The following is a 17,729-nucleotide window of genomic DNA, read 5'->3' on the forward strand; positions in this document are numbered from 1 at the left end:
CACCGCGGCGCCCACCGCCGCTGCGGTCAGGCCCGCTGCCGCCCACGCTGCCGTCGTCCATCGGCCGCGCACCGCGGGCGGGCCCCAGACCCGGCCCGGCCCGGCACCCGATGCCCCCGGCCACACCCACCGCGCGGTGTTCGCCGTCAGCCACACCGCACCTGCTACGGACACCGCGGACACGCTCCACCGGCTCGCCGTCCACGGCCCGGACGTGACCGACGCCGCCCACGCGCACGCCCCGGCCAGCACCAACCCCACCCACGCCGCCGCCCACACACGTGGCCGCAACCGCCCGGCCAGTGGCCACAGTTCGTGCACCACCACATCCGTGGTGGGCAACGCCCGCCCGCCCAACGCCGGTGCCCCGGCATTCCGCTCCAGCCAGCGCGCCAACCGGGCCAGGTAACGCTGTGTCGCGGCCACCGAGTACCGGCCGCCGCCGCGAGCGGCGAGAACCGCGGGCAGGTAGTTCGCCAACAGCAGGTCGCGGACGTCCTCGCCGGTGGCCGCTCGGCGCAGGTCGTTCGGATCCCGCACCACCGGCGCGCCCGTCGTCGTCGCCACTCCGGGTCCGTGGAACGCGGTGACCGCCAGGTGCAGTCCCCACGGCGTCGACAGGGCACCGCTGAGCGGCCCGTCCCGCCGTGTGTGGAGGTCGTCCAGCAGCGGCTGCCAGCGGGGGTCCTGGCCGGTGCGTTTGTGGACGTACTCCTCCGCCAGCGTTGCCGACACCGACTGGAGTTCGACCCTTACCGCGTCCAACAGCGGTTCCACTGGCTCCAGTTCGGTCCAGGCGCTGTCCAGACAGGTCACCACCACCGGCGGACGGACCATCGCCTGCCCCGGACGCCGGACCCCGTCGAGCGGGCCTGGGGCGGGCGGCGCGGCCCCCAGCGCGGCAGTCGGGAGGACCTGCTCGTTCAACTGCCGCAGCAGCGCCGCAGCGCGGGACCGGTCCGGCGGCGTGGCGGGCGGGTCCATCTGGTCGATCCCGTCCAGGACCGGCACCAGGTGGCCGGCCTTCCACAACGTTGTCACCACCGCCTCGTCCAACGCGCTCGACGAGGCGATCTCCCGGGCGAGCCACCGCGCCAACCCCGGTCCCTCCTCGAAGCCGTCCAAGGCCACCGGCACCACAGCCACCGGCCCCGCCGTCCTTGCGGCTCCTCCGGGGCCCGGCCCCACCGCGGCCATCGCCAGTGCGACCACCGCCTCAGACTTCCCCGCCCCGCGCGGCCCGAGCACCATCAGCCGTGTCGCCGCGCCTGCGGGCCCCCACCCCTCCAGGTCCAGCCGCGAACCGCCGCCCACGTGCGCCCCGCCGCGAGTGGCGGCCGCGCGCACGCTCCCCACCTCGTAGACCAGGAACGGCGTGTCGATCAGCGTGACGTCGGGCGTAAGTTGCCTCGCATATCTGGCGGCAGCATCCCCGAACGCCTCGTCGCGCAACACCTGGGCCGCCCGGGTGCGGTCCGCCGCCTGAAGGTGGCCGTACCGACGCGTCAGCATCGCCGACCACACACCCGCCGCCGACCCGACCAGCGCGACGACGAATCCCACAACGACGACGGCCTGCCCCAACACGCCGGCGGCTCCCGCCACCGCGCCGACCGCACCTCCGCCGGCCACGATCAACCAACACCACACCACCGCACGCCGCTTCGTCACGAACTTGATCCTCGCTCCTCCCCGCACCCCCTGGAGACCAATACGCAAACTCTGCGCCCGTCAGGATCACCTCGACGCCGCATCGGTATCACCGCGCAGATCGTCTGCCCGCACCTGGGCAGCGCTCGCGTGTTCCTTCAACGACCCCTGTCGCCGGCCGCTCCGGCAACCCGCGAGGCCGAAACGACACGATGCGTCTTCTCGCCTGCGACACATCCGAGTACACACGCTCCTGGGTCGAACGCGGGTTCGCCGTATCGGTCGACTGGTCCGCCGCCGCCAACGCCACGACGGCACAGGCCGTTTGTCGCTCGTTGAGAACGAAGCCGACGACCACCGAGCAACCGCGAATCGCCGGGTGGGACGGTACGGCCCATGCATCTGACAAGACGTTCGCAGGCGGAGATCCCGCGGATGAGACAGCGGATGGGAAACGAAAGGCCGCGCCCGGACACGGGTCCGGACGCGGCCTGCAGGCTGACTGTGGGTCAACCACCGGCGGGGCGGTGGTGCATGACGACCAGGTCGCCCAAGTCGGTCTCAGAGAACAGGATGGTGCGGCCCAGCACAGTGCAGGGGATCTCGCGGGCGGCAGCCTTCCGGCGCATCCAGCCGCCGCTGCGGCGGACCAGAGCGCCCGCTTCGTCCGGGGTCAGCAGGAGCGGCCGTCCGGTGGGCGTGTCGGCGGAGGTGGGCTCGGTTTCGGGGTCGCGGTCGGGCTCGGTCCAGGAGATGTCGTCGGTGTGGGTCACGGCAGTTGCCCTTCTCGGTGAGGGGTGGTTGCGGGACTGGTGTGGCAACACGGGGTGGGCTCGTGGGGGATTTCGACAGCTACGGGTGTGCGGGTTCGCTGCGGAATCGCTCAACCGGGTCGGAGGGCAGCGGGCTTGTACTTCCGGGAAACCGTGCTTTGGAAAACACGAGGACGTCCTCGTGCACGATCACGGCCCGGGGGTTGCCGGCCTGCGCGGCGGTGCGGGCGTTGTGGAGGGCGAAGAACGAGGGGCGGGCGATGAGTTCGCCGTCGCGGATCGCGGCGAGGAGGGCGACGCACCGCTCCGCGAAGGCCAGTCCGGCGGCCTGTCCGCATGCGGCGGTGAGGCCGGGCAGGTCGACCAGTTCGCCGCCGCGCCGCCAGGGGCGGGTGGTGACGACGACGTGTCCGCCCGGGCGCAGCATCGCGGCGCAGCCGGCCAGGATGGCGGTGAAGCCGTCGAGGAGCCGGGCGAGGGGCTGGTGGGCGAGGTTGGCCTTGTCGGTGCCGTAGGCGTCGTCGAACTTGTGGACGCCGGGTTCGCCGCTCTCACGGGTGGAGCGGACCCGGCCGTGGACGGACGCGCCGTACGGGGGTGAGGTGACCACGAGGGCGAAGCGGCCGTGCAGGTCCGGCGGAACCACGGTGGCCAGGTCGCGGCCGTCGCCGACGAGGACCCGCCCGGATCCCGCCGCGCCTTGCAGGCCGGCGAGGACCAGGTTGGTGCGGGCGACGTCGGCCCAGTGGGACTCGTATTCGACGCCGACCGCGTTGCGTTCGGCGTGGACGGCCTCGACGAGTGTGGTTCCCGTGCCGCACATCGGGTCCAGGACCCAGTCGCCGGGTTGGGTGTAGGTGGTGATGGCGCGGGCGGCGATGGCGGGGAGCATCTTGGCGGGATGCGCCCCGGAGGCGTGGGCGTAGCGCCCGCGGCGTTGGGTGGCGGCGTTGCGCTGCGCGGTGGCCCACACCGAACACGGCTGGTTCGCCGAACTCGCGGCCATCAGCGGACTCCTGACGGGGCGTCGGACGCGGGGGCCCGGAAGACGAGCAGGTCGGTGTGCACCGGCGCGTGTCCGGGTGCGGGGACCGACCGGCCGGTGCGGGAGACCGCGGGGGTGGGGGTGTCGCCGGGGTGGGGAATGATGCGGTCGCCGTCGGCGTGGCCGTTGACCACGATCAGGTGCTGGATGTAGGCGAGGCCGAGGGCCTGGGCGGCGCGGACGACCGGTCCGCAGGTGTCCTCGGCGGTGTCCGGGTCGGTCGTGGTGACGGTGAACAGGTAGGCCCCGGGCGGAAGTTTCGCGGCGGCGGCGTGGAGTACCGCGACGGCGCGGGGATCACCCGGCTGGGGCGCGGCGGTGAGGTCGATGATGATTCCGGCCGTCGAGCCGGTCCAGCGGGGCAGGGCGAGGGGGCCTTCGGCGGTCGGCCGCCACAGGCGCAGCCGCCCGCTGTGGGCGGCGGGGGCGTAGATGTGCGGGAGACGGGCGAGCGCCCAGCTCGGCAGCGCGAACGCCTTGCTGCCAGTGGCGTGTTGCCCGGGGTCGCTGGGGTGGGTGCGTGGGGCGAGCCAGACGGTGACGGGGACGTCGAGCCGGACGGGCTCCGGGGGTTCGGGGGTGGCGGTGGCGTGGGGCATGGGCGGGTCGGGCCCAAGGGCGGTGCCGGTTTGCGCTGACACCTATTACGGAGGATTCGCAAGCCGGAAACGACACCGCACGCCGGCGAATCTGTTCCCGGCTGCCCCTACCGGCGCTCCGCGACGGGGTGTTCCGTAGGGCTGTTCGTGCAGGTCATCTCGGCTTTTGCCGCTTGTCGGCCACCTGGTGGCCAGTTGTGAGCCGGTTGCGCGACCGGCCGCCGGCCAGGGGTGCGCAGCCGCGCTGCCGGGGGGCGGGGTGTCGGGGCGCGGTGTCGCGCGCTTGTCGGCAGGACGGCGGCGGTTCGTTGGTCGGGACTCGGCTGCTGGGCGGCCGACGGGTGGTCGGCGGGTGGCATGGAGGTGGCAGGGCCGGATGGCGGCCTGGGACTTCCCCGTTTGCCTCGTTGTGGAGGAGCCGGTCCATGTCCCGTGCCCTGCCTTCGTCTTCGCCTTCTGTTTCGGCCCTGTCCGTCCACGACCCGGTCGCGTCGAGGCCGCCGTTCGCGTATCTGGAGGACGCGGTCGCGGTGCTGACCGCCGAACCCACGCCGCTCGCCCTTGTGGTGGACGGACGTCTCACCCCGGTCCGTGACCTGGCGGCGCGGGGTGTCCTGCCGGGCAGGTCGCCCGCCCAGCTCGCGTGGGCGGACCAGGTCTGGTCCCACGTCCTTGGCCGCGCCAGGGCCGGGGAGGCGTCGTGGACGGTGGCGGCGGCGTGGCTGGCGCTGCCCGGGTTGCGTCGTACCGAGCGGCGGGTCGGCCGCCTGGCCCCGGACGACCGCGACGATGTGCAGCAGGAGCTGCTCACGGCGTTCCTGGCCGCTGTGCGCTCGGTGGACGTCGCGGCGCCGCAGATCGCGCGGAGGCTGCTGCGGGCCGCGGACCGGGCGGCGCAGGCATGGGCGCACCGGCACCGCACCCACAACGCCTGGGAAACCCCGCTGTGCGACGGCGCGTTCCCCGTCGACCGGCCGATCGCCGGCGGGACGCCCGCCGGGCATCCGGACCTGGTCCTGGACCGCGCGGTGCGCGCCGGGGTGCTCGCCCCGGGTGAGCGCGACCTGATCGCCGACACCCGCCTCGACGCCGGCTCGTGCGTCCCGATCGCCGTGGCATGCGGGCAGACACCGCGCCGGGTGCAGCGCCGCCGCAAACGCGCCGAGGAACGCCTCACCCGAGCCCTGCGCAACCACCACCTCTGACAGCTCGCCCGCCCCGGGCGGCCGCGTCGGGCGCGGAGTAGTTTCCGGCAGATCCCGGGCGCGGGTGTCGTTTCCGGCCCCGAAATCCTCCGTACATAGTGAGCGGCCGTCCCCCGGCGGAACCTCGCGCCCCCGCCGGGGGCGGTCGCTTCTTCGGTGTCGGGGCCCCCGGGATCCCGGTTCCTGGGGACGGGTGTCCCGGCTTGCGCTGACACCCGAGCCGCCGCCGCACGCCGTCTCCGAGAGGAGGTCCGGCGCCCGAGGCCGCCCGCCCCCAGACCGCACCCGGCCAAACCGCCCCGACACCGGCCCCGTGCATCTCCGTGTCCCGGAGGTTCGACCACCTTCATTCCGCACGTGATTCCCGCGGCCGTGCCGCGCCGAGGAGGCCGATCCAGATGACCCCACTGCGACCCTTGCGCCGTGTGCGAGTACCGCGCATGCGATTCCGTGTGCGCCGTACGCTGTTGCCGACCGTGCCCGCCGCGGTGCTGCTCGCCCTCGCGGACGCGCAGTCCGCGTACGCGGTCAACTCGATCCCGGTGGTGATCCAGAACACGCGGAACTGGATCACCGGGATCCTCGCCGCGACCGCGACGCTGTTCCTGACCGTCGGCGGGCTGCGGTACCTGCTCGCGGGCGGGGACCCGGGCGAGGTGGAGAAGGCCAAGTCGGCGTTGAAGGCCGCCGCGATCGGCTACATGCTCGCCGTCCTCGCCCCGATCATCCTGCAGATCCTCCAGGGCTTCGTCGGCGACACCACCCCCACCGCGCCCCAGAGCCCGGCGCCGCCGCCGGTCGTGTGAGGCGGGCGGCCGTGTCCCGAACACCGCACACCCGCGCCCGCGTCGGCCGCGCGGTCCTCGCCGTCACCGCGATCACACTGCTGCTGTCCGTCGGCGCGGCCTCCTCCGCGCACGCCGAGCCGACGCCCACGCCGCTCCCCACACCGACGCCCCCGGGCACCGCCCCGGGGGTGGATCCGAACACCCCGGTGTTCAACCCGTTCAATCCCGGCGACTGGCTCGGCGCGGTCGGCGGGTGGCTGACGAGCGGCGGCACCGGTGGGTTCGACATCGTCGGCATGGTCGTCAATGCCGTCACGGGCCTGCTCGGCAAACTCGTCGAGGACGCCGCCCAGCCGCTGCTGGACATGCTCGGCAAGACCCTCCTCGCCACCCCGGACCCGTCCGCGAACCCGTCCGTGCGCAACGTGTGGGAGACCTCGCTCGCCATCACCGCCGGAATCTACGGCCTGTTCATCCTCGCCGGCGGCGTCACGGTCATGGCGTACGAGTCGGTGCAGACCCGCTACGCCGCCAAGCAGATCGGGCCGCGGCTGATCACCTCGTTCCTCGTCGCCGCCGCGTCCATGGAGCTGATGCACCACGCGGTGGCGATCTCCAACGCCGTCGCGCAGGACATCCTCGGCGAAGGCGTCGACGGCCGCGGCCTGGTCGCCAAACTCTTCAACCCCCTCACCGGCGGGCTGTTCCTCCTCCTGCTCGTGGTCGTCCAGTTCGCGGTCGTCGTCGCGGTGCTGCTCTCATTCATGGTCCGCACCGCGCTCGTCATGCTCTTGGCGGCGTGCGCGCCGCTCGCGCTGGCGTGCCACGCCTCCCCGGCGACCGAGGGCCTGGCGCGGCTGTGGTGGCGGGCGTTCGGCGGCTGCCTCGCGATCCAACTCGCCCAGGCGGTCACGCTGATCGTGGGCGTGCGGACCTTGTACGGGCAGGGCGACGGCAGCCCGTTCGGGTTCCCCACCGCGAGCGGCCTCGGCGCAGTGCTGGCCGGACTCGCGCTGTTCTACATCCTGTTCAAGACCCCGTCCTGGGCCACCCGGATCATCTTCCAGTCCGCGCCGCGCCGTTCCGGCGGCGGTCTGCTGCGCCAAGGCATGCGCACGTGGATGTACTGGCGCCTCGGCGCCCAGGCCGCCGACTGGTGGAAGAGCCGCAGCCGCCCCTCCACCAGTCCTGGGAGCGGACCGACACCCCGCGGTGGTGGGAACGGACCCCGTCGCGGCGGGCCACGGCGCGGTCCCGGGGGTGGCGGTGCGGGCGGCCCCCGACGCCGCGGCGGGCCCGGTGGCAGGCAAGGGCCCGACGGCCGGGGCGGCAGTCGAGGTCCCCAGCGCCGCGGCGCGGGAAACACCGTCGCAAGCGGACGCGGTGGCGCCCCCCGAACGCCGCGCCAAGGCCGCGCCCCAGGAACCGCGAACTCCCGTGCCGCCCAACCGACACCCGCAGGCCCGCCCGTGCACCAGACGTCCTCCACTTCCGCTTCAGGTACGGCGGCCGGGCAGTACGCACCTGGTACGAGGCCCCACGGCGCAGCATCACCACGACCTGCGTCCCGTTCCCGTCGCACACCGCCGCAGGAAGCACAGCCCGTCTCACCGTCGGTGACTTTTTCGAGCTCCCGGCGGCCCGACGACCGGACAACCGGCACAGGGCCTTCGCGCCAGGAACCGTCCCAGGTGCCGCGAGAAGCGCCGCGCCCACGCCCCACGGTGACCACGCCAGGGTCGCGTGGATCCGCGAGCACCACCGCGCCCAGTACGACTGCGGTTCCCGGACGCAGTACCGCGCCCGGAATCTCCGGTCGGCCTCCTCCGCGCCGCGGTCCCGCCGCCGCTCCGCGCAGGCTCGTGTCCCCTGTCGAACCAGAGCCCAGCCCGACAAGCGCGCCGCAGGCGAGCCCGGCCGCACCGCGGCCCACACCCGTAGTGCACGCGCCCTTGGTGCCCGTAGTACCCGCGCCTTTGGTGCCCGTAGTGCCTGCCCCGCCCCCGTCCCGCGCGGCCCCACCTTCCCCTTCCGACCCGTCAACGACGCGTGCGCCGGCCACGCCGCCCAATGTCGAGCCGCCCCGGCCGCGCCCACCCAGGCCAAGACGCCGGCCCATCCGTCTGAACCTGCCCTTGGATCCGCCCGATCCCGGCCCTAATTCCGACCGGAGATGACCGCGATGGCCCCCACTCCCCGCCTCGACGACGGCGCGCCCGCGCCCGTCCGGATCCCCGCGATCGAACAGGACGACCGGATCCTCGGCCCGTTCACCGCCCGCCAAACCGCCTGGCTCACCGCCGTGTTCCTGCTGCTGTGGACCGGGTGGCTCCTCACCCGCGCCTGGGTACCCGGCGTGGTCTACCTGGCGTGCGCCGCACCGCCCGCAGCGCTCGGCGCGGTCGCCGGGTTCACCCGCCGCGACGGGCGGCACCTGGACCAGTGGCTCCTCGCGGCGTTCCGGCACGCCCGCGCCCCCAAACGCCTCGCCCCCGCCCCGGACACGCCGACCTCCTACCCGGACTGGCTCGGCCCCGAGCTGACCCGCGCGGCCGGGCCCGACCCCGCGCCGCTCATCCTGCCCGCCGACGAGGTCGACGAGACCGGGGTGATACGGCTCGGCAAGGACGGGGCGGCAGCGCTCGCGGTGTGCGGCACGGTCAACTTCGCGCTGCGCACCGGCCCGGAACAGGCAGCCCTCGTCGGCGCGTTCGCGCGCTGGCTGAACGCGGCCACCGGCCCCGTGCAGATCCTCGCCACCGCGCGGCCCGTCGACCTGTCCGGCCACGTGGCCGGGCTGCGTGAACGCGCGCGCGGTTTGCCGCACCCGGCCTTGGAGGACGCGGCGCTCGCGCACGCCGACTTCCTAGACCGCCTCGCCGAAGGACGCGAGCTGCTGGAACGCCGCGTGGTCCTGGCAGTCCGCGAACCCGGCCGCACCGACGCGGCGGCCGACCGCGCGGCAGGCCGCGCCCACGAGGCCGCCCGCGCCTTGGCCGCCGCCGACTTGGCCGTCCGCCCGTTGGACGCCCGGCAGACCGCGGCCGTCCTGGCCGCCGCCCTCAACCCGGACATCCGCCCGGGCGGCGGCGGACGCGACCACGCCCCGACCGCCATGATCGGAGGCACGGTGTGACCCGCCTTGCACGCACCCTTGTGAGCCGTACCCGCCTTCGCAGGCGCCGCGACGAACACGGCCCCGCATCCTCGGGCGTGGCGGGCTGGTTGGGACCGGACGCGGTCGAGGTCCGCCCCCGGTTCGTCGCCGTCGGCGACCAGCTCGCCGCCACCCTCGTCGTGACCGGCTACCCCGCCGAGGTCAGCCCCGGATGGCTGGAGCCGCTGCTGTCCTACCCCGGGCGCGTCGACGTGACCGTGCACATCGACCCGGTCCCGGTGCCCGTCGCCGCGCAGCGGTTGCGCAGGCAGCGGGCGCGGTTGGAGTCGACGCGGCGGGCGGAGTACGGGCGCGGCAAGCTCGACGACCCCGAGACCGAAGCCGCCGCGGCCGACGCCGCCGACCTGGCGTACCGGATCGCGCGCGGGGAGGGACGGCTGTTCTCCGTCGGCCTCTATGTGACCGTCCACGCGGACGACGAGGAAGCCCTCGCCGAGGAGTTGGCGTCGGTGCGCGCGGTCGCCGAGTCGCTGTTGCTGCGGGTGGCCCCGGCGACGTTCCGGGCGCTGAGGGGGTGGCTGACCACGCTGCCGTTCGGCCTCGACCTGCTGGGTGTGCGTCGCACGTTCGACACCGCCGCCTTGGCGGCGTGCTTCCCGTTCACCAGCCCCGACCTGCCGCCTGCCGACCCCGTCGCGGGCGGCGTCACCGACTCGGCGGTTCTGTACGGCGCGAACACGGCGTCGACGTCGTTGGTGCTGTGGGACCGGTTCGCCGCCGACAACCACAACTCCGTGACGCTCGCGCGGTCCGGTGCGGGCAAGTCGTACCTGACCAAACTCGACCTGCTGCGCTCCCTCTACCAGGGCGTCGATGCGCTCGTCGTCGATCCGGAGGGCGAGTACACCCGTCTCGCGGACGCGGTCGGCGGGACGGTGGTGCGCGTCGGTGCGCCCGGCGTCAGGTTGAACCCGTTCGACCTTCCCGACGCGCTGACCGCCGGAGCGGACGCGCTCTCCCGCCGCGCGTTGTTCGCGCACACCGTCCTCGCGGTCCTGCTCGGCGGCGGCGTGACCGCCGGAGAACGGGCCGTACTCGACACCGCGATCCTGGCCGCATACCGCGGCGCGGGCATCACCACCGACCCGCGCACCTGGGCCCGACCCGCGCCGCACCTCGCAGACCTGCAAGGCGTGCTCGACGAGCAGGGCACCGCGCCGGCACAAGACCTCGCGGCGCGGCTGGCGCCGTTCACGACCGGGTCGTGGGCTGGGCTGTTCGACGGCCCGACCACCACCGAGCCCGCCGGGCATCTGGTCGTGTTCGACCTGCGCGACCTCGCCGACGAGCTGAAGACGGCCGGGATGCTGCTGACGTTGGACGCGGTGTGGGGGCAGGTGTCCAACCCCCGCGACCGCCGGCGCCGCCTGGTCGTCGTCGACGAGGCGTGGCTGCTGATGCGCGAAGGCGAAGGCGCACGTTTCCTGTTCCGGATGGCGAAGGCCGCGCGCAAGCACCAGGCCGGGCTCGCGGTGGTCACCCAGGACGCCGCCGACGTCCTCGGCAGTGACCTCGGCCAAGCCGTCGTCGCCAACGCCGCAACCCAGATCCTCATGCGCCAAGCGCCGCAGGCCATCGGCGCGGTCGCCGACGCCTTCGGGCTCTCGGCCGGGGAGGCGGAGTTCCTGCTGTCCGCGCCGCGCGGCGAGGGACTGCTGCTCGCGGGATCGCACCGGGTCTCGTTCGCCGCGCTGGCCTCGGATGCCGAGGACGCGCTGTGCCGGGGCATCGAGTTCGCCGCGTCCGAGTCGGGAGCCGACCCGCCATTCGGCGAACTCGCATACGGCAACACCGACGACGACCGGTACCCGTCCCCGCCGCCGCTCGACCTGTGAGGAGTTGTCCCATGCTGCCCAACCCCACCGAGCATCCCTCGGGTGTCGAGGCGGTCGCGGCGGAATCGGGCGGGCCGCTCGGTCGGTTCCTGACCGACCCGACCTCCTGGTGGACCGCCCTCGGCCACACCCTCACGCACACGGCTGCTGCATGGCCGTGGTGGGCCCCGCCACTCGCCGCCGTACTCACCTGCGCCGCCGTCGCCCGCACCCGGGTCGTGGCCCGTCGTGCCCGGCGGTTCGCGGACGGGGCGCGGTGCGTCACCGTGCTCGCGCCGCCGAACGTCGATGCGGCGGGCGGGGTGATGCTGTGGGCGCACCTGGCCGGACTCGCCCGCCCCTGGTGGCGCCGCCTGCGCGAAGGACAGCCCCACCTCGCCTTCGAATACGCCTTCGCCCCACGCGGGTTGACCGTCCGGATCTGGGTCCCGGCCGGGGTGCCGGTCGCGCTGGTGCGGCGCGCGGTCGAGGCGGCCTGGCCCGGCGCGCACACCCGCACCGAACCGGCCGAACCCGTCTGCCCGCCGGGACACACCGTCGAAGCCGGAGCGCTGCGGCTGGCCCGCCCCGAGGTGCTGCCGCTGCGCTTCGACCACCCCGCCGACCCCCTGCGCCCCCTCCTCCAAGCCGCCACCGGCCTCGACGCCGACGAGACCGCGACCGTGCAGATCCTCGCCCGGCCCGCCGTCGGCGCCCGACTTCGCCGCGCCCGCCACGCCTCCCGCCGCGCCAAAGCCGGGCACTCCCCGCACCGCCTAAGCGCCGTCCTCGACTGGCTCCGGCACGCGCCCTCCCGCACCACGGCCACCAAACTCGACCCCGCCCACGCCGCCGAACTGCGCCAACTCGTCGCCAAATCCGCCGGACCCCAATGGGACGTCGCGCTCCGCTACGCCGCCACCCGCCCCGCACCCGACCTGGGCGACCCGCACGAGGACACCCACCCAGACCCGGACGCCGTGGCCCTCGCCAAACCCGCACCCCCCGCCGAAGCCGCGGGCGGGGCGCCGCACCAAGCGCTGCTGCGTACGCGCCTACATGCGCTCGCGACCGCGATGACCGTGTTCGCCGATCGCAACTGGCTCGCGCGTGCCCGCCTGCGCCGCCCCGCACCCGCGTTGGACGAACGCCGCTTCCCCGGACGGGGGTTCCTGTTGTCCGTCCCGGAACTTGCGGCGCTCGCGCACCTGCCGCTCGACCCCGATGCCCCCGGCATTGCCCGCGCCGGCGCCCGCGCGGTCATGCCGCCTTCCAGCATCCCCGCGCCCGAGCCGGGCGACGGCGAAGTGGGTGGCGTCAAACCGCTCGGCCGCGCGGACGCCGGACATCCCCGCCCCGTCGGCGTGCACACCGCCGACGCCCGCCATCACCTGCATGTCCTCGGCGCGACCGGCTGCGGGAAATCCACCTTGCTCGCGCACATGATCCTCGCCGACGCCGCGGCCGGACGCGGCGCCGTGGTCATCGACCCCAAAGGCGACCTCGTCACGGAACTCCTCGCCAGGTTGCCCGAATCGGCCGCCGACCGCCTCGTGGTGCTCGACCCCGACAGCCACCACGCACCGCCCCGCATGAACGTCCTGGACACCGGCGGCACCTCGGTCGACATGGTCGTCGACAACATCACCGGAATCTTCCGCAGGATCTTCCCCGCCTTCTGGGGGCCCAGGACCGACGACGTCATGCGCGCCGCCTGCCTCACCCTCCTACGCGCTCCCGCACAAGGCCCGCCGGTCACCCTCGCCGATGTCCCCCGCCTGCTGGAGGAACCGGTGTACCGGCGCCGGGTCGTCGCCCGCCTGGACCCGAACGACAAGGTACTGCGCGGCTTCTGGGCCTGGTACGAGCAACTGTCCGACCCCGCCCGCGCCGCCGTCACCGGCCCCCTGATGAACAAACTCCGCGCGTTCCTGCTGCGGTCCTTCGTCCACCAGACCGTCGCCGCCGGCGACTCCACGTTCGACCTGGGCGCGGCCCTCGACGGCGGCATCGTCCTCGCACGGCTGCCCAAGGGCGTCCTCGGCGAGGAAACCGTGCGCCTGCTCGGGTCGTTCGTCGTCGCCAAGACCTGGCAGGCCGCCGCCGCCCGCGCCCGCACCCGCGAACACCAGCGCCGCGACGCAGCCCTCGTCGTCGACGAATGCCACAACTTCCTCACACTGCCGTACCCGCTCGAAGACATGCTCGCCGAAGCACGCGGCTACCGCCTCGGACTCGTGCTGGCGCACCAGCACCTCGCCCAGCTCACCCCCGACCTGCGCGAGGGCATCTCCGCGAACGCCCGCAACAAGGTCTACTTCACCGCCTCACCCGAAGACGCCCGCGCGTTGCAGCAGCACACCCGCCCCACCCTGACCGAGCACGACCTCGCGCACCTGGGCGGCTACCAGGCTGCCGCCCGCCTCCTCGTCGACGGCGCCGAGACCACCGCGTTCACCCTCACCACCCGCCCGCTCCCGCCCGCGATCCCCGGCCGCACCCGTGCCCTCCGCGACGCCGCCCACCACCACGCCGGACCCCGCACGCACCGCCTGCCCGCGACGCGCCCGGCAACCCCGCCGTCGACGCCGTGACCCCCGCCCCCGACCCCCGAGGAGAAGACCCGTGGCCGCCACCGCAGGCCCCAACCCCGCCCGGACGCGCCCGACCACCATCGCCAAACTCGCCGCGCGCCTGACCCCCCGCGACTGGTGGCTCCTCGACATGCTCCACGCCCACCGCGTCCTGAACTCCTCCCAGGTCTTGCGCCTGGCCTTCCGCACCCAACGCACCTGCAACATCCGGCTGCGCAGCCTCGCCGAACACAGCGTCATCGACACCTTCCGGCCCCACCAACCCCGCGGCTCCGCACCCACCCACCTGACCCTCGGCCCCGCCGGCGCCGCAGCCCTCGCCGCCCGCCGCGCCACCACCGTCCGCGAACTCCCCTGGCGCAACGGCGAGACCGACCGCATCGCCCACTCCACCCGCCTCGCCCACACCGTCGAAGCCAACGAACTCATGGTCCGCCTCGCCGCCGAACACCGCACACGACCCGAACGCGAACTCCTTCTCTGGCTCCCGCCGTCCGTGTGCGCGCACCTGTGGGGCGACTGGATCCGCCCCGACGCCTACGGCCTCCACCACGACACCGCCCCCGCGAGCCTCGGTCGAGCGCGCGGGCCGGGCGCACCCGGCCCGGTACCCGGCGTACCCCACGTACCCCAGGTCCCCGGCACGCCCGAGGTACAGCACCCGGCGGGGCGGGTGACCGGGTTCTTCCTGGAGTACGACCGCGGCACCGAACCCGGCGGGCGGGTCGCCGCGAAACTCGACGGCTACGCCGCCCACGCCGCAGGCACCCGCACCCGCACCCCGCTCCTGATCCACACCACCACCCCGGTCCGCGAACAACTCCTGCGCACCCGCCTCGCCCCGCTCGCTGCCGACCTCGACCTGCCTGTCGCCACCACCCACGCCGACCTCGCCCCCGCAGACCGCCCCCTCCACGTCACCCGGTACGACCACGACACCCGCCCCACCGCCGCCGACCCCGTGTGGCTCCCCCTCACCCCCGTACCGCACACGGCAGGCCGACACGGCGGCAACCGGCTGCGACTCGCGGATCTTGCCGAGCATCTCGGCGACTTCGTTCCCGCCCTGGGCATCGCCGAGGCATCCGACCCGGACTGGGCAGCCGTCCCGCCGCTGCCTCCATCCCGAGGCGGGACGCCGTGAAGGCGCTGCGCATCGCCGCCGGCGGGTGCCTGGCCGCGGTGCTGCTCGGCCTCGCCGTCCTCGCCGCGGTGATCACCCTCGTCGTGAAGCTCGCTCTGCTGCCGCTCGGGGTCTTCGGCGGCGCAGGCGCGGGAGGCGCGGCCGGTGCCGCCGCGCCGAGCGCCCATGCGCTCGCCGACATCCCGCCCGCGTACCTGACCCTCTACCAGCAGGCCGCGGCGACCTGTCCGGGGCTGCCGTGGACGGTGCTCGCCGCCATCGGCAAGGTCGAGTCCGACCACGGCCGCGCCCCCAGCCTCGTCTCCAGCGCGGGCGCCCTCGGCCCGATGCAGTTCATGCCCGCCACCTGGACCAGCTACGGCGCGAACGGCGACATCTGGAACCCGAACGACGCCATCCCCGCCGCCGCCCGCTACCTGTGCGCATCCGGCGCCCGCGACAGCAAGGACGTCTACGGGGCGGTGTTCGCGTACAACCACGCCGACTGGTACGTCGACAAAGTCCTCACCCAAGCCGCCGCCTACACAGCCCCCGCCCCCAACACCGCGCCGGGGGCGCCCGGTTCGGCCGCGCAGACAGCAATCGCCTTCGCCCGAGCGGCGATCGGCACGCCCTATCTCTGGGGCGGCGACGGCCCGGTCGAGGGCGGCTTCGACTGCTCGGGCCTGACCAAGGCCGCGTACGCCGCCGCCGGCGTCACCCTCCCGCGCGTCGCCCAGGACCAATACGCCGCAGGACCCCAAGTCCCCTACGGCGCACCCCTGCTACCGGGCGACCTCGTCTTCTACGGCACCGCGAACAACATCCACCACGTCGGCCTCTACATCGGCGACGGAACCATGATCGACGCCCCGTTCACCGGAGCCCTGGTGCGCCCGGAACCCTTCCGCTGGGTCGGCGACGACTACTACGGCGCCACCCGACCCGCCCCAGCCGCGAACACACCATGAAACCGAGCGACACGGCCGGGTCCGACGAGCCGATTCTTGCCGACCGCGCCACGTGGCAACAGGTGGAGGCGGCACGGGCGTTGCTGCGCACCCTCACCCGGGCGCTCGCGGCCGTCGCCGTCCTCGCGCTCACCTTCACCGCCGTGAACGTGACCCAGCTCGCGGTGCGGCACGGCGTGCCGTGGGCCACCGCGCTGCTGCTCGACCCGATGCTCGCGCTCGCCCTCGCCACCTGTCTCACGGTCGACGCGCGCCTGGCGGAACTCGGCGCCGCCCCACCGGGATGGGCAGTGTGCCTGCGCTGGTTCGCCGGACTCGCCGCCTGGACACTCAACATCTGGGAATCCGTATGGCCGGCGTCGTCCGGCCCGGCCGGTGGAACACGTGGCGCAGACCCGACGGGGATCGTGCTGCACTCCATCCCGTGCGCGCTGCTGGTCCTGGTCTCCGAAGCGGTCGCCGCGTACCGCCGCCGCATCCGACGGCTCCTTCTCGTACCCCGCGCCCGTGCTCGGCCGGGTGCGTGGAGACCTGGTGTACCCGCAGCGCGGGGTGCGTACCCGGCACACCCCGACCTGTCGGGTACGCCCGGGCACACCGCACCCGCCGTACCCGAACACCCGCGCCCGACGGCCCCCGACGAACCCGCCCCGCCCGACGCCGCAACCGACCTGGACCCCGCCCCGGACGCCCCTGAGCCGGAGACCGATCCGCTGTACGACGCCGCGGTCGACCTCGACCGCGCCGCGCGCGCCGCCACAGGCCGACCAATCACCATCCGGGCGCTACGCACCGAACTGCGCATCGGCCAAGCCCGCGCCCGCACGCTGCGCGACCGGCTCGACCACGCGCCCGGCGGCGGCCCCGATAGACCCGGTCATTCCCCCGAACCTCCCCACCAATAGGCCGACTTGACTCCGTCCGCGACAACGAGCGTCCATGGAGGTCGACCGCACCACGGGCCCCACACGGTCCGCGCGGTCACCCCGGCCGGGGACCCAACCGCACACACCGCCCCACATGCGGGGCCTGTCACGGACGGAATCCCCATGTCCAAGAACACCGCGAACCGCACCCCGGTCGCGCCCGAACCGCACACGGCGGCCCCCGCCGACACCGCCGCCACCGCCGCGCCCGCGGGCGACGGCACCCTGCCCGGCGTGGGGCCGGACGCGCCCGCCGCGTTCCCGCCCGGCGCCGACGCCGCCGACCGCATCCGCGCGGTCCTGACCGCCGCCGGACCCGACGGCGTCACCGCCGCCCACATCGCCGACACCGCGCACGTCGCCCGGTCCACGGTCAGCAAGATCCTCACCCGCCACGCCAAGGCCGGCACCGCCCGCCGCGAGGTCGGAGGCTTCATCGGCCGCTCCCGCCAGCCCGACCGCTGGCACCCCGTCACCGCCCCGGGCGGGGCCACCTCCCGCGCGGCGGAGGCGACCGCCACGGGCGGCGCCGAACCCGCCGCGAACACCACCGATGCGGAGACCGCGCCGCGGAACGGCCCCGCGACGGAAGCCGACAGCGCCCCCGACACGAGCCCGGACGCACCCGCCGCACCCGACACCCCCACCCCGCCCGACGAGGCCGACAACGGCCCCGACACGGCCCCCATCGCCCCCGCGTCCGCCGCTCCGGAGCCCGCCCCGACACCCGGTCAGGACACCGCCGTTCGGCTCGGGCCGGGGGCGCTGCGCGGGATGGTGTTCGACCACATGAACACCCGCCCGGGACAGGAGTTCACCCCCGGCCAGATCGGCCGGGCACTCGGCGGCCGGTCCTCCGGCGCCGTCGCCAACGCCTGCGACAAACTCACCGCCGACGGCCTCGCCGAGCTGGTGAACGACAAACCCCGCCGGTACCGCGCGGTCACCGCAACGCCCCCGACGGCGGACCCCGCCCCCGCGACCGGTACCAACACCGAACAGCCGGCCGCACACTGACCGTTCACCCAACGGGCCGTGCCCGCCGCACACCATGTGCGGCGGG

Annotated in this window: 14 protein-coding genes; 10 read left to right on the forward strand and 4 right to left on the reverse strand. The window is 74.5% G+C overall.

Translation table 11 applies throughout. From position 1 onward, the window contains the following. The 4 genes from ACRX5S_RS39985 to ACRX5S_RS40000 all read right to left on the reverse strand — a co-directional run. Window positions 1-1,671, reverse strand: a 1,671-nt coding sequence (locus ACRX5S_RS39985) for a hypothetical protein (protein WP_436778210.1), incomplete at its 3' end; no start/stop codon positions are given. Window positions 1,672-2,159: 488 nt separating this feature from the next. After that, complete coding sequence (locus tag ACRX5S_RS39990) at window positions 2,160-2,423, reverse strand: hypothetical protein (protein ID WP_436778211.1); 264 nt, start codon at window positions 2,421-2,423, stop codon at window positions 2,160-2,162. Window positions 2,424-2,502: 79 nt separating this feature from the next. After that, window positions 2,503-3,429 (reverse strand): TRM11 family SAM-dependent methyltransferase, encoded by a 927-nt coding sequence (locus ACRX5S_RS39995; protein ID WP_436778212.1) that lies wholly within the window; start codon window positions 3,427-3,429, stop codon window positions 2,503-2,505. Beyond that, window positions 3,429-4,067 carry a hypothetical protein gene (locus ACRX5S_RS40000; protein WP_436778213.1) on the reverse strand — a complete coding sequence of 213 codons (639 nt, stop codon included), beginning with the start codon at window positions 4,065-4,067 and terminating at the stop codon, window positions 3,429-3,431. The genes ACRX5S_RS39995 and ACRX5S_RS40000 overlap by 1 nt, the downstream gene beginning before the upstream one ends. A gap of 425 nt (window positions 4,068-4,492) precedes the next feature. Between ACRX5S_RS40000 and ACRX5S_RS40005 the strand changes: the two genes are divergently transcribed. The 10 genes from ACRX5S_RS40005 to ACRX5S_RS40050 all read left to right on the forward strand — a co-directional run bounded on the left by ACRX5S_RS40005 (window position 4,493) and on the right by ACRX5S_RS40050 (window position 17,683). Beyond that, complete coding sequence (locus ACRX5S_RS40005; protein ID WP_436778214.1) at window positions 4,493-5,272, forward strand: hypothetical protein; 780 nt, start codon at window positions 4,493-4,495, stop codon at window positions 5,270-5,272. Window positions 5,273-5,712: 440 nt separating this feature from the next. Next, on the forward strand, window positions 5,713-6,078 hold the full coding sequence (locus ACRX5S_RS40010) for a pilin (RefSeq protein ID WP_436778215.1): 366 nt from the start codon (window positions 5,713-5,715) through the stop codon (window positions 6,076-6,078). An 11-nt stretch (window positions 6,079-6,089) separates the two neighbouring features. After that, the gene (locus ACRX5S_RS40015) at window positions 6,090-8,237 is read left to right on the forward strand and encodes a hypothetical protein (protein ID WP_436778216.1); all 2,148 of its coding nucleotides are present in this window, start codon (window positions 6,090-6,092) and stop codon (window positions 8,235-8,237) included. A gap of 5 nt (window positions 8,238-8,242) precedes the next feature. Continuing rightward, on the forward strand, window positions 8,243-9,196 hold the full coding sequence (locus ACRX5S_RS40020; RefSeq protein WP_436778217.1) for a PrgI family mobile element protein: 954 nt from the start codon (window positions 8,243-8,245) through the stop codon (window positions 9,194-9,196). Further along, a complete protein-coding gene (locus tag ACRX5S_RS40025) occupies window positions 9,193-11,073 on the forward strand; it encodes a VirB4 family type IV secretion system protein (protein ID WP_436778218.1) in 1,881 nt (626 codons plus the stop codon). The genes ACRX5S_RS40020 and ACRX5S_RS40025 overlap by 4 nt, the downstream gene beginning before the upstream one ends. 11 nt (window positions 11,074-11,084) lie before the next feature. Then, window positions 11,085-13,646 (forward strand): helicase HerA domain-containing protein, encoded by a 2,562-nt coding sequence (locus tag ACRX5S_RS40030; RefSeq protein WP_436778219.1) that lies wholly within the window; start codon window positions 11,085-11,087, stop codon window positions 13,644-13,646. A gap of 31 nt (window positions 13,647-13,677) precedes the next feature. Then, complete coding sequence (locus tag ACRX5S_RS40035) at window positions 13,678-14,790, forward strand: replication-relaxation family protein (protein WP_436778220.1); 1,113 nt, start codon at window positions 13,678-13,680, stop codon at window positions 14,788-14,790. Continuing rightward, the gene (locus tag ACRX5S_RS40040; RefSeq protein ID WP_436778221.1) at window positions 14,787-15,740 is read left to right on the forward strand and encodes an NlpC/P60 family protein; all 954 of its coding nucleotides are present in this window, start codon (window positions 14,787-14,789) and stop codon (window positions 15,738-15,740) included. The genes ACRX5S_RS40035 and ACRX5S_RS40040 overlap by 4 nt, the downstream gene beginning before the upstream one ends. Next, window positions 15,737-16,645 (forward strand): hypothetical protein, encoded by a 909-nt coding sequence (locus ACRX5S_RS40045; protein ID WP_436778222.1) that lies wholly within the window; start codon window positions 15,737-15,739, stop codon window positions 16,643-16,645. Before ACRX5S_RS40040 ends, ACRX5S_RS40045 begins: the two co-directional genes overlap by 4 nt. A 144-nt stretch (window positions 16,646-16,789) precedes the next feature. Then, on the forward strand, window positions 16,790-17,683 hold the full coding sequence (locus ACRX5S_RS40050; RefSeq protein WP_436778223.1) for a helix-turn-helix domain-containing protein: 894 nt from the start codon (window positions 16,790-16,792) through the stop codon (window positions 17,681-17,683). The last annotated feature ends 46 nt before the right edge of the window (window positions 17,684-17,729 follow it).

Source organism: Yinghuangia sp. YIM S09857 (assembly GCF_051388915.1).
In the GTDB taxonomy this organism is placed as follows: Bacteria; Actinomycetota; Actinomycetes; order Streptomycetales; family Streptomycetaceae; genus Yinghuangia.

Coding starts and splice junctions, on each gene's coding strand:
- ACRX5S_RS40045 (WP_436778222.1), top strand. CDS start 15,737: ATGAAACCGAGCGACACGGCCGGGTCCGACGAGCCGATTCTTGCCGAC.
- ACRX5S_RS40010 (WP_436778215.1), top strand. CDS start 5,713: ATGCGATTCCGTGTGCGCCGTACGCTGTTGCCGACCGTGCCCGCCGCG.
- ACRX5S_RS40050 (WP_436778223.1), top strand. CDS start 16,790: ATGTCCAAGAACACCGCGAACCGCACCCCGGTCGCGCCCGAACCGCAC.
- ACRX5S_RS40000 (WP_436778213.1), bottom strand. CDS start 4,067: ATGCCCCACGCCACCGCCACCCCCGAACCCCCGGAGCCCGTCCGGCTC.
- ACRX5S_RS39995 (WP_436778212.1), bottom strand. CDS start 3,429: ATGGCCGCGAGTTCGGCGAACCAGCCGTGTTCGGTGTGGGCCACCGCG.
- ACRX5S_RS40030 (WP_436778219.1), top strand. CDS start 11,085: ATGCTGCCCAACCCCACCGAGCATCCCTCGGGTGTCGAGGCGGTCGCG.
- ACRX5S_RS40020 (WP_436778217.1), top strand. CDS start 8,243: ATGGCCCCCACTCCCCGCCTCGACGACGGCGCGCCCGCGCCCGTCCGG.
- ACRX5S_RS40005 (WP_436778214.1), top strand. CDS start 4,493: ATGTCCCGTGCCCTGCCTTCGTCTTCGCCTTCTGTTTCGGCCCTGTCC.